Origin of the sequence: Actinoplanes sp. NPDC048988, assembly GCF_043197815.1 — a bacterium.
Classification (GTDB): Bacteria; Actinomycetota; Actinomycetes; order Mycobacteriales; family Micromonosporaceae; genus Actinoplanes.
Window position 1 is genome coordinate 17,586 of record NZ_JBICTW010000019.1, and the last position, 15,239, is coordinate 32,824.

12 protein-coding genes are annotated in these 15,239 nt (G+C 71.6%); 11 read left to right on the plus strand and 1 reads right to left on the minus strand.

Annotated elements, in window-relative coordinates:
- Positions 1 to 32: 32 nt before the first annotated feature.
- A complete protein-coding gene (locus tag ACGFJ7_RS38985; RefSeq protein WP_360251710.1) occupies positions 33 to 704 on the plus strand; it encodes a lysophospholipid acyltransferase family protein in 672 nt (223 codons plus the stop codon).
- 16 nt (positions 705 to 720) lie between these two features.
- Here the strand turns inward: ACGFJ7_RS38985 and ACGFJ7_RS38990 are convergent, their stop codons facing one another.
- On the minus strand, positions 721 to 1,290 hold the full coding sequence (locus ACGFJ7_RS38990) for a hypothetical protein (RefSeq protein WP_392646956.1): 570 nt from the start codon (positions 1,288 to 1,290) through the stop codon (positions 721 to 723).
- 931 nt (positions 1,291 to 2,221) lie between these two features.
- Here ACGFJ7_RS38990 and ACGFJ7_RS38995 point away from each other — a divergent pair.
- The 10 genes from ACGFJ7_RS38995 (at position 2,222) to obgE (ending at position 15,224) form a co-directional block, all read left to right on the plus strand.
- Positions 2,222 to 3,019 carry an alpha/beta hydrolase gene (locus tag ACGFJ7_RS38995; protein ID WP_360251716.1) on the plus strand — a complete coding sequence of 266 codons (798 nt, stop codon included), beginning with the start codon at positions 2,222 to 2,224 and terminating at the stop codon, positions 3,017 to 3,019.
- Positions 3,020 to 3,029: 10 nt separating this feature from the next.
- Positions 3,030 to 5,534, plus strand: coding sequence for a SpoIIE family protein phosphatase (locus ACGFJ7_RS39000; RefSeq protein WP_360251719.1), 2,505 nt, complete (start codon positions 3,030 to 3,032; stop codon positions 5,532 to 5,534).
- Complete coding sequence (locus ACGFJ7_RS39005; protein WP_360251722.1) at positions 5,531 to 5,875, plus strand: STAS domain-containing protein; 345 nt, start codon at positions 5,531 to 5,533, stop codon at positions 5,873 to 5,875. The genes ACGFJ7_RS39000 and ACGFJ7_RS39005 overlap by 4 nt, the downstream gene beginning before the upstream one ends.
- Before the next feature lie 19 nt (positions 5,876 to 5,894).
- Positions 5,895 to 7,841: a TIGR03960 family B12-binding radical SAM protein gene (locus tag ACGFJ7_RS39010; protein ID WP_360251725.1), complete on the plus strand. Its 1,947-nt coding sequence runs from the start codon at positions 5,895 to 5,897 to the stop codon at positions 7,839 to 7,841.
- A 1-nt stretch (position 7,842) separates the two neighbouring features.
- Positions 7,843 to 8,619: a TIGR03936 family radical SAM-associated protein gene (locus tag ACGFJ7_RS39015; protein WP_360251728.1), complete on the plus strand. Its 777-nt coding sequence runs from the start codon at positions 7,843 to 7,845 to the stop codon at positions 8,617 to 8,619.
- Positions 8,620 to 8,771: 152 nt separating this feature from the next.
- Positions 8,772 to 12,293 carry an Rne/Rng family ribonuclease gene (locus ACGFJ7_RS39020; RefSeq protein ID WP_392646959.1) on the plus strand — a complete coding sequence of 1,174 codons (3,522 nt, stop codon included), beginning with the start codon at positions 8,772 to 8,774 and terminating at the stop codon, positions 12,291 to 12,293.
- Between the two features lie 118 nt (positions 12,294 to 12,411).
- Entirely contained in the window at positions 12,412 to 12,897 is a 486-nt protein-coding gene (locus tag ACGFJ7_RS39025; RefSeq protein ID WP_360251734.1) for a hypothetical protein, read from the plus strand.
- A gap of 154 nt (positions 12,898 to 13,051) precedes the next feature.
- Positions 13,052 to 13,366, plus strand: a complete 315-nt coding sequence (gene rplU, locus ACGFJ7_RS39030) for a 50S ribosomal protein L21 (protein ID WP_360251737.1) — start codon at positions 13,052 to 13,054, stop codon at positions 13,364 to 13,366.
- Positions 13,367 to 13,380: 14 nt separating this feature from the next.
- Positions 13,381 to 13,638 carry a 50S ribosomal protein L27 gene (rpmA, locus tag ACGFJ7_RS39035; protein WP_097320297.1) on the plus strand — a complete coding sequence of 86 codons (258 nt, stop codon included), beginning with the start codon at positions 13,381 to 13,383 and terminating at the stop codon, positions 13,636 to 13,638.
- 77 nt (positions 13,639 to 13,715) lie between these two features.
- A complete protein-coding gene (gene obgE, locus ACGFJ7_RS39040; protein WP_360251741.1) occupies positions 13,716 to 15,224 on the plus strand; it encodes a GTPase ObgE in 1,509 nt (502 codons plus the stop codon).
- The last annotated feature ends 15 nt before the right edge of the window (positions 15,225 to 15,239 follow it).

The window sequence follows — 15,239 nt, forward strand, 5'->3', positions numbered from 1 at the left end:
TTTCGCACCACCCCGTTCCGGAGGAACCCCCGTTGCCGCTGCTCTATACGATCGGCAAATTCACCGTCGGCAATGCGCTCAAGTACGGCTGGCGACCGCGTGTCGAGGGACTCGAGCACGTCCCGAAAACGGGCGGCGTCATCTTCGCGAGCAACCACCTGTCGGTGGCCGACGAGCTGTTCCTCGGCGCGGTAGTGCCGCGGCACCTGTGCTTCTGGGCCAAGTCCGACTACTTCGACGGTACGGGCCTCAGCGGCTGGTTCACCCGCAACCTGCTGAACGGGCTGGGCGCGGTGCGGGTCGAGCGGGCCGGCGGGCGGGCCGCGCTGGCCGCCTTCGACGGCGCCATCCCGGTGCTCAAGGCCGGTGACCAGGTGGTGGTCTACCCGGAGGGCACCCGGTCACCCGACGGCAAGCTCTACCGGGGGCGTACGGGCGTGGCCCGGCTGGCGATCGGCGCCCAGGTGCCGATCATCCCGGTCGGCTGCCTCGGCACCGACAAGATCCAGCCGATCGGCCAGCCGTACCCGACACCGAGCCTGCGCGGCGGCGCGGTCACCCTGAAATTCGGCAAGCCGATCGACCCCACCGGCCGCTCCGACGACCGCACCACGCTGCGCGAACTCACCGACGAGGTGATGGCCGAGATCCAGAAGCTGACCGGCCAGGAGTACGTGCCGCGCTACGCGCCGAAAAAGGACTGACCCTCAGCCGGCATCTTCAGCCGCGAGTGAGCACCGCTTCTCTCAGGCGCGCCACGAGATCGGCGCTGTCCTGGACCGAGCGGCGGGTGAGCAGCACGGTGGCCAGGCTGCCGTGATCGGCCCAGGCGCAGACCACGACGGTGGCGCCGTCGTCACGGCCGACGCCGCAGCTCTCGTGCGCGCCGAACTCGCCGAGGTCGAACTCGCGAACGTCGGAGAGCTTGTACTCGTCGGCGACCTGTTCGAGGTGGGCGCCGACGTCGTCGCCCGGGTTGAGGCGGAAACCGGTCGTGCCGAAGACGGTGACCCGCTTGCCGCGGTCGTCCTTGTACTCGCCGGCGAAGCTGTCGGCCCCGGTGTCCTGGGTGTCGCGCAGCTGAAGGTCCGCGAAGGACTCCGGCAGCACGGCGGTGACCGGGTACTGGGCCGACGAGAGCCGGTAGGCCGCGAACGGCGCCCCGCAGCAGCAGGCGACGCTGAGCAGGCTGAACAGCGCCAGCCGGCGTCCCCACCGCCGCTTCCGCCGAGGTGGCGGAGGCAGCGGCCGGGCCGGTTGGCGCGGCGCCCAGGGCGGGGGAGCGGGCAACGGCCCTCGGCCCGGCGGCCCGCCGGGACCCCCGGCCGGGGGCCTGCTCGGCGCTCCGGCCTGGGGCCTGCTCGGCGCTCCGGCCTGGGGCCTGCCCGGCGCTCCGGCCTGGGGCCTGCCCGGCGCTCCGGCCTGGGGCCTGCCGGTGGGAAGGGTGGGTGGCGCGGCCTGGCGCTTGGCCGCTTTGCGGTCCCGCCGGCGCTGCTTGGCGGGCTTGGGCGGCAGCGGCGGCCCCGTCACCGGGCGCGACCCGGCCGCCGGGTACGGCCCTGCAGCCGGGCCGGCTGGGACTGGGCTGGCCGGGACCGGACTGGGCGGGACTGGGCTGGCCGGGACTGGGCTGGCTGGGACTGGGCTGGCTGGGACTGGGCTGGCTGCGGCTGGGGCGGGCGGGGCCGGCTGGGCCGCGATCGGTGGCCGGTGGGTGAACGTCGGTGGCTGTGGCGCCGCCGGCGGCTCGGTCCTCGTCGGAGACGGGGTCTCGACCCGCGTGGGCGGCAGGGGGGACTCGGGAACCGCCGGGAACGGGTCGAGCGGGGTGTCGTAGTCGGCCCACGGGTCGACCGCCGGGGTGGCCAGGCGGTCGTCCTCCGGCTCGGTGGGGCGCTGCCACCACCGCTTCCTCGGCTCGGGCGGTACCACGGCCGCGGCCCCGCTCCAGCGGGCCGGCGCGTCCACCGTGGAGGGTTCCGCGCCGTCCTCGAGCCGGGTCGGGTCGGGCATCCCGGCTGCCGGCGTGGTGTCGCCCGGCTGCTGGTCGGCCATCCGTCGATCTCCTTCGCTGCCGGTGGTGATCTCCGGCGAGGGGTCTTGTCCCAGGTTAAATGCGGTTCGCCACCCCGGAAGATCACGACGAAGGTGAAACCGCATGCAAATGCCGGACAACCAGGGCGATGTGCGGAACGCTCTGGAGCCGTATGGTTACCGGGACATGAGAACGACACAGAGAAACGCCGTCACGTTGACCGGCAACGGCACCGGTCAGCCGATGGTGTTCGCACATGGCTATGGCTGCGACCAGAACATGTGGCGCCACGTCGCTCCGGCCTTCGCGGACAACTATCGGCTCGTCCTCTTCGATCACGTCGGCAACGGCAAGTCCGACCTGTCGGCGTACGACGACGATCGCTATTCGACCCTCGGCGGCTACGCCGACGACCTCCTCGAGATCCTGCACGAGCACGACCTGCGAGACGTGGTCTTCGTCGGCCACTCGGTCAGCTCCATGATCGGCGTGCTGGCCGCGGTCAAGGAGCCCGAGCGGTTCGCCAAGCTGGTGCTGATCGGCCCCTCCCCGCGGTACATCAACGAGCCGGCCGAGGATTATGTCGGCGGCTTCAACCGGGCCGACATCGAGTCGCTGCTCGACTCACTGGACAGCAACTATCTCGGCTGGTCGAGCACGATGGCGCCGGTCATCATGGGCAATCCGGACCGGCCGGAGCTGGGCGACGAGCTGACGAACAGCTTCTGCCGCACCGATCCCGAGATCGCCAAGAAGTTCGCGCGGGTCACGTTCCTCTCCGACAACCGCGATGATCTGCTCAAGCTGCGTACCCCCGCCTTGATCCTGCAGTGCTCGGATGATGTGATCGCTCCCGACACCGTCGGCGACTACGTTCACAAGCACACGGCGAACAGCACGCTGGTACGGCTGAACGCCACGGGGCACTGCCCCAATCTGAGCGCACCGGACGAGACGATCGACGCCATGAAGGCCTGGCTGTAAGAAGCGGACCGTGAGTGATCCTGGTGGCCCGGACGTGACGCAGGAACTGCGTCTGCCCTGGGACGAAGACCCTGACGACCTGTACGAGCACGCGCCGTGCGGGTACCTGACCACGCTCCCCGACGGCACGATCGTCCGGGTCAACCAGACCTTCCTGACCTGGACGGGGTACACGCGCGGGGAGCTGGTCGGGCATCGGCGTTTCCGTGACCTGCTCAGCTCCGGCGGGCAGATCTATCACGAGACCCACTACGCCCCGCTGCTGCGGATGCAGGACGAGGTGCACGAGCTGGCTTTCGACGTGGTCTGCGCCGACGGCCGCCAGCTGCCGACCCTGGTCAACTCGACGCTGGGCCGGGACGAGGCGAAACAGCCCCGCGCGATCCGGACGATGATCTTCAACGCGACCGAGCGGCGGCAGTACGAGACGGAGCTGCTGCTCGCCCGCCGGATCGCCGAGGCCTCCGAGCGCCGGGTCCAGGTGCTCCAGAAGATAGTGGCCGACCTGTCGGCCGCGCCGACCGAGGCCGAGGTGGCCGAGTCGGTGGTGCGGGCGCCCGAGGCCGCCTTCGGCGCCGCCAGCAGCAGCATCTATCTGGTCGACGCCGAACGTGACCAGATCGTGGCCGTGGCCTCGACCGACCCGACCACCGGCAACTGGGACGACATGCCGCGCTCCTCACCGCGCGCCGTGGCCCGGGTCGCCGAGCGCGGCGACCTGCACGTGGTCGGCTCCATCACCGAGGCCAAGCAGCACTTTCCCGACCTGGTCGACTCGATGCGGCGGTCCGGGCGCAACACTGTCGTTTTGTTGCCCTTGACCACCGGACCTACCGACGAACACGCCGGCATCCTCACGCTGGGCGTGCTCGCCTTCAGCTTCAAGGGCGAGCACAAGCTCAGCGACGGCGAGCTGCGCGTGGTCCGGCTGCTCGGCCAGCAGGCCGGTCAGGCGCTCGACCGGGCCCGGCTCTACGACGACGTCCGCCGCCGCGAGGAGCGCAGCCAGTTCCTGGCCGAGACGACCGGCGCGCTCGACGAGGTGTACCGGCTCGAGCCGCGCATCCGCCGGCTGCTCGACCGGCTCGTGCCCGAGATCGCCGACTGGGCCGAGGTGCGCCTGCAGGTCGGCGCCGTGCCGATCGAGGAGACCAAGGGCAGCCCGGCGCCCGACCCCGAGCTCCTGCAGAAACGCCTCGGCAAGGTGGCCGCCAGCGGCGAGGCGATCTTCCCGGTCGAGGACGACGTGCTCGACTGTTCGGTGCTGCCGCTGACCGCGCGCGGGCTGGTGCTGGGCACGCTGGCGCTGCGGATGGCGCCGGACCGGCGCGACGCCGCGGCCGAGCGGGTCTTCCTCGGCGACCTGGCCGACCGGGCCGGGCTCGCGCTGGAGAACGCCCGGCTCTACGAGCAGGAGCGGCAGATCGCCCGCACGCTGCAGCGCAGCTTGCTCGCCGGCGACCTGCCCAGCGGCGACAACCGGTTCGCGGTCGAGACCTTCTATCAGGCGGCGGCGCAGGACCTCGAGGTCGGCGGCGACTGGTACGACGCGTTCCTGATCACCGTCGACAAACTGGCCGTGGTGGTCGGCGACGTGGTGGGCCGGGGCATCGACGCCGCCACCACGATGGGCCAGCTGCGCAGCGCGGTCCGCGCGCTCGCCTCGAACGAGGACGGCCCGGCCCGGCTGATCGAGAGCCTCGACCGGTTCTGCGAGCGGGTCGAGTCGGCCCGCATGGCCACTGTGGCGTACGCCGAGATCGACCTGAACACGGGCGAGATGGCGTACTGCTGCGCCGGTCACCTGCCGCCGCTGCTGCAGGAGCCGGCCGGGTCGCCGGAGTTCCTGATGCACGCGCGCTCGGCGCCGATCGGCAGCCGGGCCGGCGACATCAGCCGTAAGGAACACCGCCGCCGGCTGACCGCCGGCAGCCGCATGCTGCTCTACACCGACGGCCTGATCGAGCGGCGCAGCCGCCCCATCGACAAGGGCTTCGAGATCCTGGCCCGCGAGTACGCGAGGCGGCGCGACGCCCCGCTGCCGGGCCTGGCCGCCGGGCTGGCCGACACCCTGGTCGGCAAGGACCACGCCGACGACGTCTGCATGCTCTGCCTCACGCTCGGCACCGAGGAGCGCATCGAGCGCACCATCGGCGCCGACCGGATGCAGATCGCGCTGCTGAGGGCCGACCTGCGGGGCTGGCTGGTGGCGCACGGCGTCGGCGCCGAGTGCCGCGACGCGGTGCTGCTGGCCTGCTCCGAGGCGGTGGCCAACGCGATCGAGCACGGTTACCGCGACGACCCGTTCGGCATGATCGACGTGGTCGCGACGGTGACCGCCGACGCGGTCGAGGTGCGGGTCACCGACCGCGGCACGTGGCGGGGGCCGCTCGCCGACGTCTCCCGCGGCCGGGGCCTTCAGCTGATCCGGGAATCGATGGACCAGGTGCTGTTCGACCGCAGCGACGGCACCACGGTCACGATGAGGCGCAGCCGCGGAGAGGACGACGAGTGACCGACCAGTGGGTCAGATTCTCGAAGTTCGGCGATGCCGAGCTGGTCAGCCTGACCGGCGAGATCGACCTGGCCAACGCCCCCGACATCGGCAAGGCGATCGTCAAGCGGATCCAGTCGGCCGGCAAGGTGCTGATCGACCTCACCACTGTCTCGTTCCTCGACAGCGCCGGCGTACGGCTGCTGGACGCCCTGGTCGGCGACCTGTCCGATCATGGGACCCCGACCCGGCTGGTCGTCGGCGAGCGCGGGGCCGCCCGGATGACGCTGCAGCTGTGCGCCTTCCGCGAGGACGTGCTGGCCACCGATCTGGACCGGGCGGCGGCGGATCTTTCGGGATAGCCGCGTACCCTGGAGCCCCATGAGCGTGAGTTCCGTCTTCCCGCAGCTCGAGCAGCTGCTGCCCCGGGTCAGCAAGCCGATCCAGTACGTGGGCGGCGAGCTCGGCGCCGTCGTCAAGGACTGGGACGAGACCACGGTCCGCTGGGCCCTCATGTACCCCGACGCGTACGAGGTGGGCCTGCCCAACCAGGGCGTCCAGATCCTGTACGAGGTGCTCAACGAGCAGCCCGACGTCCTGGCCGAGCGCACGTACGCGGTCTGGCCCGACCTTGAGGCGCTGATGAAGGAGAACGGCGTCCCGGCCTTCACCGTCGACGCGCACCGCCCGGTGCGGGCGTTCGACGTGCTGGGTCTCTCCTTCGCCACCGAGCTCGGCTACACCAACATGCTCTCCGCCCTCGACCTGGCCGGCATCCCGCTGGACAGCGCCGACCGCACCGAGGACGACCCGATCGTCCTGGCCGGCGGCCACGCCAGCTTCAACCCGGAGCCGATCGCCGACTTCATCGACGCCGCCGTGCTCGGCGACGGCGAGGAGGCCGTCCTCGAGATCACCGGGATCATCCGGGAGTGGAAGGCCGAGGGCCGCCCCGGCGGCCGCGACGAGCTGCTGCTGCGCCTCGCGCGCACCGAGAGCATCTACGTCCCGCGGTTCTACGACGTCGACTACCTGCCCGACGGCCGCATCCAGCGCGTCGTGCCCAACCGCCCGGACGTGCCGTTCCGGGTCGCCAAGCGCACGACGATGGACCTCGACGCCTGGCCGTACCCCAAGAAGCCCCTGGTCCCGCTGGCCGAGACGGTCCACGAGCGGTACGCGGTGGAGATCTTCCGCGGCTGCACCCGTGGCTGCCGCTTCTGCCAGGCCGGCATGATCACCCGCCCGGTCCGGGAGCGCTCGATCACCACGGTCGGCCAGATGGTCAAGGAGGGCCTCGAGTTCTCCGGCTTCTCCGAGGTCGGCCTGCTCTCGCTCTCGTCGGCCGACCACTCCGAGATCGGCGACATGTGCTCCGGCCTGGCTGAGCAGTACGCGGACACCAACGTCTCGCTGTCGCTGCCGTCGACCCGCGTCGACGCCTTCAACATCGACCTGGCCCAGGAGCTCTCCCGCAACGGGCGGCGCACCGGCCTCACCTTCGCCCCCGAGGGCGGCTCCGAGCGGATCCGCAAGGTCATCAACAAGATGGTGACCAAGGAAGACCTGATCCGGACGGTCGTCACCGCGTACGGCAACGGCTGGCGCCAGGTGAAGCTCTACTTCATGTGCGGTCTGCCGACCGAGACCGACGAGGACGTCCTCGAGATCGCCCAGATGGCCCATGAGGTCATCCGGGCCGGTCGCGAGGCCGCCGGCACCAAGGACATCCGCTGCACGGTGTCGATCGGCGGGTTCGTGCCCAAGCCGCACACCCCGTTCCAGTGGGCCCCGATGGAGCGCCCCGAGGTCATCGACGCCCGGCTCAAGATGCTCAAGCAGGAGATCAACAGCGACCGCGGGCTGGGCCGGGCCATCGGCTACCGCTACCACGACGGCGAGCCGTCGCTGATCGAGGGCCTGCTCTCGCGGGGCGACCGCCGGGTCGGCGCGGTCATCCGCCGGGTCTGGGAGAAAGGCGGCCGGTTCGACGGCTGGAGCGAGCATTTCTCGTACGCCCGCTGGGTCGAGGCCGCGGCCGAGGTGCTGCCCGGCTTCGGCGTCGACCTCGACTGGTTCACCACCCGGGAGCGCGAGCAGCTCGAGGTCCTGCCCTGGGACCACCTCGACTCGGGCCTGGACAAGGACTGGCTCTGGCAGGACTGGCAGGACTCCCTGACCGAGTACGAGCAGGACGACTGCCGCTGGACCCCGTGCTTCGACTGCGGCGTCTGCCCGTCCATGGACACCGAGATCCAGATCGGCCCCACCGGCAAGAAGCTGCTGCCCCTGACCCCGGTCAAGAACACTCTGCAGGTGTCGGCCTGACATGGCGCCCAAGAATCAGCCCGTCGGCGGCCAGGCCCCGGTCGTCCAGCGCGTCCGCCTCCGCTACGCCAAGCGCGGCCCGCTGCGCTTCACCTCCCACCGCGACTTCGCCCGCGCCTTCGAGCGGGCGCTGCGCCGGGGCGGGGTGCCCATCGCGTTCTCGCAGGGCTTCACCCCACACCCCAAGATTTCGTACGCCAGCGCGGCGCCGACCGGGGTCGGCAGCGAGGCCGAGTACCTGGAGATCGGCCTGCAGGCGGAGGTGGACCCGGAGAAGCTGCGGGTCGCCCTCGACGCGGCCCTGTCGCCGGGCCTCGACGTCCTCGAGGCGGTGATCGCGCGGGAGGGCGGCGGCAGCCTGGCCGACCGGATCGACGCCTCACACTGGCGCCTCGAACTCCCCACTGTTGAATCGGCCACGGCCGCCTCGGCCGTCAAGGCGTTCCAGGATGCCGAAGAAGTGCTGGTCGAGCGCATGACAAAGCAGGGCAAGCGCACCTTCGACGCCCGCCAGGCAGTGACTCGCATCGCTGTGACGCAGCAGTCCGACCTACCTTCCGGGGCGGACGGCACACCGTGTGCGATAATCGACCTTGTCGTACGACAGGTGACGCCCGCCGTGCGACCCGATGACGTCCTTTCCGGCCTGCGCGCGGTAGCGGGCCTGGAGCCGCCGGTGCCCCCGCGGGTGACCCGGCTGGCCCAGGGCATGCTCACCGCGCAGGGGGAGATCGTCGATCCGTTGAACGCGGATCGCGAACCAGCCCTTCCTGGGTAAGGACGCCCCCATCGGAGGGCGCTAGCTACTGCCGGCGTCCCTTGACAGACTTCGGAAGCCCGCCGCTAACCCGGCGGGACCGAAATACTTGCGGCGACCCTGCGTGGCAGCGCTCAAACGCGCCCGGGGCCGCCAGAACTGGAGAGCGCCCCATGCTCGATAACGAGCCCCGAGACAACTCGGGAGACCAGGGCGGTGAGCAGGGCGGAGCAGTCACTCCGCCCGACGCCACCGCAGCCACCACTCCCGCGCGCCGCACGCGTGCCCCGCGCCGCAAGGCCGCGGCCCCGGCGGCCAAGCCACCGGCCGACGCCCCCGGCGCCGAGCCGGGCGCGGCCACCGAGGCCGCAGCCGCTTCCGGCGGCGCTGCGGCTCCGGAGAGCGCTGCCGTTTCCGGCGGCGCTGGTGCTTCCGGGGGCGCTGCCGCTTCCGGGACCGCTGGTGCTTCCGGGGGCGCTGCCGCTTCCGGGGATGCTGCCGCGACTTCCGGTGACTCGATAGCCGCGGCCGCCGAGGCCGTCACCTCGCCGGCGGCCGAGGAAGCCCCGGTCAAGCCGGTGAAGCGGACCCGCCGCAAGGCCGCGGCTCCCGCTGCCGCGCCCGCGGCCGCCGCTGAGGATCCCACTCCGGCCGAGGTGCCGGCGGGTGAGGCCGCTCCGGCCGCCCCGGTGAAGCGCACCCGCCGCAAGAAGGCAGCCGCTCCGGCGGCGGCCGAGGCGCCCGCCGCCGAGCCGGCCCCGCTCGAGCCGGTCGTCGCCGAGGTGGCTCCGCTCGAGCCCGTCGCCGAGACGCAGGCCCAGGCTCCGGCCGCGGCCCAGGCTCCGGCCGCGTCCGCCGCTGAGACCTCAAGCCCCGCCGCTGCTGGTGAGACGTCGGTTCCGGCCGCGAATCTCGTCGCGGGCGAGGAGCCGGCCGTCGAGGAGCCCGAGGCCGAGGAGTCCGAGGAGGCCACCGTCATCGGTGTGCTGCCGCTGGACGCCGACTTCGTCGAGGAGAAGCCGGCGCCGCGTAGCCGCCGGCGGGCCGCCGCTCTGCCGCCGGCCGTGCTGTTCATGCCGCCGGACCCGACCGAGGCCGAGGCGGCGCCCGCGCCTGCCCGCCGGTCCCGGCGGGGCACCGCCGCCGTTCCGCCGGCGATCGCACCCGAGGTCGCCGAGACCGAGGCCGAGGCGCCCGCGCCGACCCGCCGTACCCGTCGCGGCGCCACCAGCGTGCCCGCGGTGACCGCGCCGGAGACCGCCGACGAGCCGGTCGGCGAGGCCGAGGCCGAGGTCGCCGACCTGCCCGTGGTCGAGGAGCCCGCCGAGGGGACCCGGCGCACCCGCCGGCGCCGTCGCGGCGCCGCCGAGGAGCAGCCGGCCGAGGTCGAGGCCGTCGACACCGTGACCGAGCCGGTCATGGACGAGGCCGACGAGAGCGCCGACGACGTCGAGGACGGCGTCGACGACGACGCCGACGATGACGACGACTCCGCGAGCGGCCGTCGCCGTCGCCGCCGGGGACGCCGCGGCCGCGGCCGTGGCAAGGGCCCGGCCGACGAGGCCGACCAGGACGAGAACGACCAGGACGACGAGGACTCGGACGAATCGGGCGCCGAGGCGTCGGCCGACGAGGACGACGACGAGACCGACGGCGAGGGTGTCACCCGCCGCCGGCGCCGGCGGCGCCGTAAGGGCTCGAGCGGCGACGGCGAGACCGGCGGCATCGAGGACGGGGTGCACACCGTCGTGCGGGTGCGCGAGCCGCGCCGTACCGATGAAGTGCAGGGTGTTTCCGGCTCGACCCGGCTCGAGGCCAAGCGCCAGCGCCGGCGTGACGGCCGTGAGCAGCGCCGCACCCGGCCGCCGATCCTGAGCGAGTCGGAGTTCCTGGCCCGCCGCGAGGCCGTCGACCGGGTCATGGTCGTGCGCCAGAAGCCGGACCGGATCCAGATCGTCGTGCTCGAGGACGGCGTGCTCGTCGAGCACTACGTCTCCCGCAGCACCTCCGGCACCATGGTCGGCAACGTCTACCTCGGCAAGGTGCAGAACGTGCTGCCGAGCATGGAGGCGGCGTTCGTCGACATCGGCCGGGGCCGCAACGCCGTGCTCTACGCCGGTGAGGTCAACTGGGACGCCACCGGGCTGGAGGGCCGGGCCCGCTCGATCGAGCAGGCGCTGCGTTCCGGCGACTCGGTGCTGGTCCAGGTCACCAAGGACCCGATCGGGCACAAGGGCGCCCGGCTGAGCAGCCACATCGCGCTCTCCGGCCGGCACCTGGTCTACGTGCCGAACGGCAACGCCTCCGGCATCAGCCGCAAGCTGCCCGACAACGAGCGCAAGCGCCTGCGGGACGTACTCAAGAAGCTCGTGCCGGACGGCGCGGGAGTCATCGTCCGGACCGCCGCCGAGGGTGCGAGCGAGGACGAGCTGGCCCGCGACGTCAAACGGCTCCAGGCCCAGTGGGAGGACATCCAGCGCAAGGCCGCCGACGGCCACGCCCCGGCCGCCCTCTCCGAGGAGCCCGACCTGGTCATCCGGGTCGTCCGGGACCTCTTCAACGAGGACTTCCGCGAGCTGATCGTGCAGGGCGACTCGGCCTACACCGAGCTGGAGAACTACCTCGAGTCGGTCTCGCCCGACCTGCTCGAGCGCATGCACCGCTACACCGGCGTGGGCGACGTCTTCGCCGACAAGCGGATCGACGAGCAGATCCTCAAGGGCCTGGACCGCAAGGTCTTCCTGCCCTCGGGTGGTCACCTGGTCTTCGACCGCACCGAGGCGATGACCGTGGTCGACGTCAACACCGGTAAGTACACCGGTGCCGGCGGCAACCTCGAGGAGACGGTGACCCGCAACAACCTCGAGGCGGCGGAGGAGATCGTCCGGCAGCTGCGGCTGCGCGACCTCGGCGGCATCGTGGTCATCGACTTCATCGACATGGTGCTGGAGAGCAACCGCGAGCTGGTGCTGCGGCGGCTCACCGAGTGCCTGGGCCGCGACCGCACCAAGCACCAGGTCACCGAGATCACCTCGCTCGGCCTGGTGCAGATGACGCGCAAGCGGATCGGCGCCGGCCTGCTCGAGGCGTTCAGCGAGACCTGCGACCACTGCAAGGGCCGCGGCGTGCTGATCCACACCGAGCCGGTGCCGGAGAAGCGCCCGAACGGCGCGGCCAACCAGGTCAAGGCGGTGGCCGCGGCCACCACGACCGCGCCGCCGGCGCCTCAGCAGCAGCAACAGCCGGCGAAGGAAGGCAAGTCCCGCCGTCGCCGGGGCGGCGGCGAGAGCGCGCCGGTGGCCGAGGCGGCCGTGGTGGAGGTCGAGACTCCGGTCGAGACGCCGCTGGAGAACCCGCCGGCGACGCCGACCGAGGTCGTCCTCAGCGAGCCCGGCGAGAGCCCGGTCGCGCTGGTGGCCGAGCTGCCGCCGGTCCACGGTTCGGGCATCGTCACGCCGGGGGCCAAGCTGACCGCGGCCGAGCCGGACGACGACTACGACATCAGCGGGTACGACCTGTCCCGTTACGCGGAGCCGGAGCCCGAGACCGAGCCGCTGCGCCTGACCGGCGCGGACGACCCGGACGCGGCCGACGACGAGGACGAGGACGCGGCCGACGACGAGGAGCCGGTGGGCGCCGGCGCCGGGCGGCGCAGGTCGCGCCGCGGCGGCACGCGCAGGCGTACCCGTCCCTGATCAGAAGTGAGAAAGGGCGGTTCGGTAAAGAAAGTTAACTACCGAGCCGCCCTTTTCCATCGACGTCGGTTACCCTCGCGGGATCGATCCCCGTTCCCCCGAGGAGACCGAGTCCCCCATGCGTTTCTCTCTTCCGGCCGTCGCGGCCGTGGTTCTTGTTTCCCTCGCCGCCTGTTCGGGTGGTGCCGCTGATCAAGGGAAGACGCCGGCGTCCCCGGCCCCGCCGGCCCCGGCCGACCCGTCGGTCGCGGCCTCGGCCGACGCCGCCCTCAGTGCCGACACCCAGGCCATCTGTGCCCAGGCGGGCCGGGTCAGCACGACCTTCGGCGAGACCTTCATCGCCGACCTCAAGCTTCAGATCGACGCCGCGAGCCAGGGCGCCGCGGCCAAGCAGCAGGCCGACCAGAAGATCGAGCGGGACGTGACGAGCTACTCGTACGCCCTGGCCGACATGGCCAAGCTGACCACCGACCCGGCGCTGAAGAAGGCGCTGACCGACATGAGCAAGCAGGTGACGGCGCTCAAGGGCGATCTCACCAAGATCAACGCTGAGAAGATGTCCCAGATCACCGGTACACTCGACAAAGCGTGCGGAAAGGGCTGAGCCTCGTCCCCGGTTTGGGGATGGGGCCCCTGATGAAGTACGCTTTCGGACGGCGCTTTTTCCAGCGTCGTGTTCCCGTGCCTGACAATCCGGGACCAGCAACATCCGCCAAGCAGTGCCTTTCGCTGCGTAAGTCTCAGGGAGTCCGCGTCCGATGTACGCGATCGTCAAGACCGGCGGCAAGCAGTACAAGGTTGCCGAGGGCGACGTGATCGAGGTCGAGAAGCTCGTGGGTGCGCCCGGCGATGCCTTGACGCTCGCCGCGGTCCTCCTCGTCGACGGTGACAACCTGGTGACCGATGCGGCCAAGCTTGCCAGCGTGACGGTGTCCGGCGAGATCGCCGAGCACACCAAGGGTCCGAAGATCCGGATCCACAAGTTCAAGAACAAGACCGGCTACCACAAGCGCCAGGGTCACCGCCAGCCGCTGACCCGCGTCAAGGTGACCGGCATCAAGAGCGGGAAGTAAGGGGCGGATCACTCATGGCTCACAAAAAGGGTGCTTCCAGCTCGCGCAACGGCCGTGACTCCGCCGCTCAGCGGCTCGGTGTCAAGCGGTTCGGTGGCCAGCTGGTCAGCGCGGGCGAGATCCTGATCCGTCAGCGTGGCACGAAGTTCCACCCGGGCGAGCTCGTCGGCCGTGGTGGCGACGACACGCTGTTCGCCCTGGCGACCGGCAACGTCCTGTTCGGCACGAAGCGTGGTCGCAAGACCGTCAGCATCGTTCCGGCTGCGGAGTAAGTTTTCAAGAAGCGGGCCGCGGACCCTCGGGGTCCGTGGCCCGCTTTCTTTTTTGTTCTTCAAAAGGAGTTCGAGCAGTGACCACGTTCGTCGACCGGGTTGTGCTGCACCTGCAGGCGGGTGACGGCGGGCACGGCTGTGTCTCGGTGCGCCGCGAGAAGTTCAAGCCGCTCGGCGGCCCCGACGGCGGCAACGGCGGGCACGGCGGCGGCATCACGCTGGTCGTCGACCCGCAGATCCACACACTGCTCGACTTCCACTTCCACCCGCACGTCAAGGCGTCCAACGGTGGCGGCGGGGCCGGCGCCAACCGCGACGGGGCCAACGGCAAGGACCTGGTTCTCAAGGTGCCCGACGGCACCGTCGTGCAGACCGCCGACGGTGAGACGCTGGCCGACCTGATCGGCGCCGGCACCACCTTCGAGGTGGCCCGCGGCGGCCGCGGCGGCCGGGGCAACGCCTCGCTGGCCAACACCCGCCGCAAGGTGCCGGGCTTCGCCGAGCTCGGCGAGCCGGGCGACTCGCTCGACGTCGTCCTCGAGCTCAAGAGCGTGGCCGACGTCGGCCTGGTCGGCTTCCCGTCGGCCGGCAAGTCCTCGCTCATCTCGGTGATCTCGGCGGCCAAGCCGAAGATCGCCGACTACCCGTTCACCACACTGGTGCCCAACCTGGGCGTGGTGCAGGCGGGCGACCAGACCTTCACCGTGGCCGACGTGCCCGGCCTGATCCCGGGCGCGGCCACCGGCAAGGGCCTGGGCATGCAGTTCCTGCGGCACATCGAGCGCACCTCGGTGCTGGTGCACGTGCTCGACGCGGCGGCGCCCGAGATCGAGCGCGACCCGCTGGCCGACCTCGACGCGATCGAGGCCGAGCTGGCGGCGTACGGCGGCCTCGAGGACCGCCCCCGGCTCGTGGTGCTCAACAAGATCGACATCCCGGACGGCCGCGACCTGGCCGAGATGGTCCGCCCCGACATCGAGGCCCGCGGCTACCGCGTCTTCGAGGTCAGCGCCATCACCCGCGAGGGGCTCAAGGAGCTGACGTACGCCCTGGCCAAGGTCGTCGAGGAGCACCGGCTGGCCCAGCCCGAGCCCGAGCCGACCCGCATCGTCCTGCGCCCGCAGGCCGTCGACGACTCCGGCTTCACCGTCGAGCAGGACGACGAGGGCGTCTTCGTGGTGCGCGGCGCCAAGATCGAGCGCTGGGTCCGGCAGACGAACTTCGACAACGAGGAGGCCGTCGGCTACCTGGCCGACCGGCTGGAGCGCGTCGGCGTCGAGGACATGCTGGCCAAGAAGGGCGCCCATGCCGGCGACCCGGTCCGGATCGGCACCCGCGAGTTCGACTGGCAGCCCAACGCCGGCGAGTTCGTGGCCGGCCCGCGCGGCACCGACGCCCGCCTCGAGGAGGAAAGCGGCCGCGCCTCGGCCGCCCAGCGCCTCGCGGCCCGCAAGGCCCGCCGGGTCCGCTCGGACGACGAGCTGCTGCACATGGCGGCCGACGGCACGGTCACCAGCGTGTCGAACGCCAAGCGGCCGGTCCTGGTCGAGGACGGCGAAGACGATGAGGACGACACCGCCGAATAGGCAGTCGTCCAGATT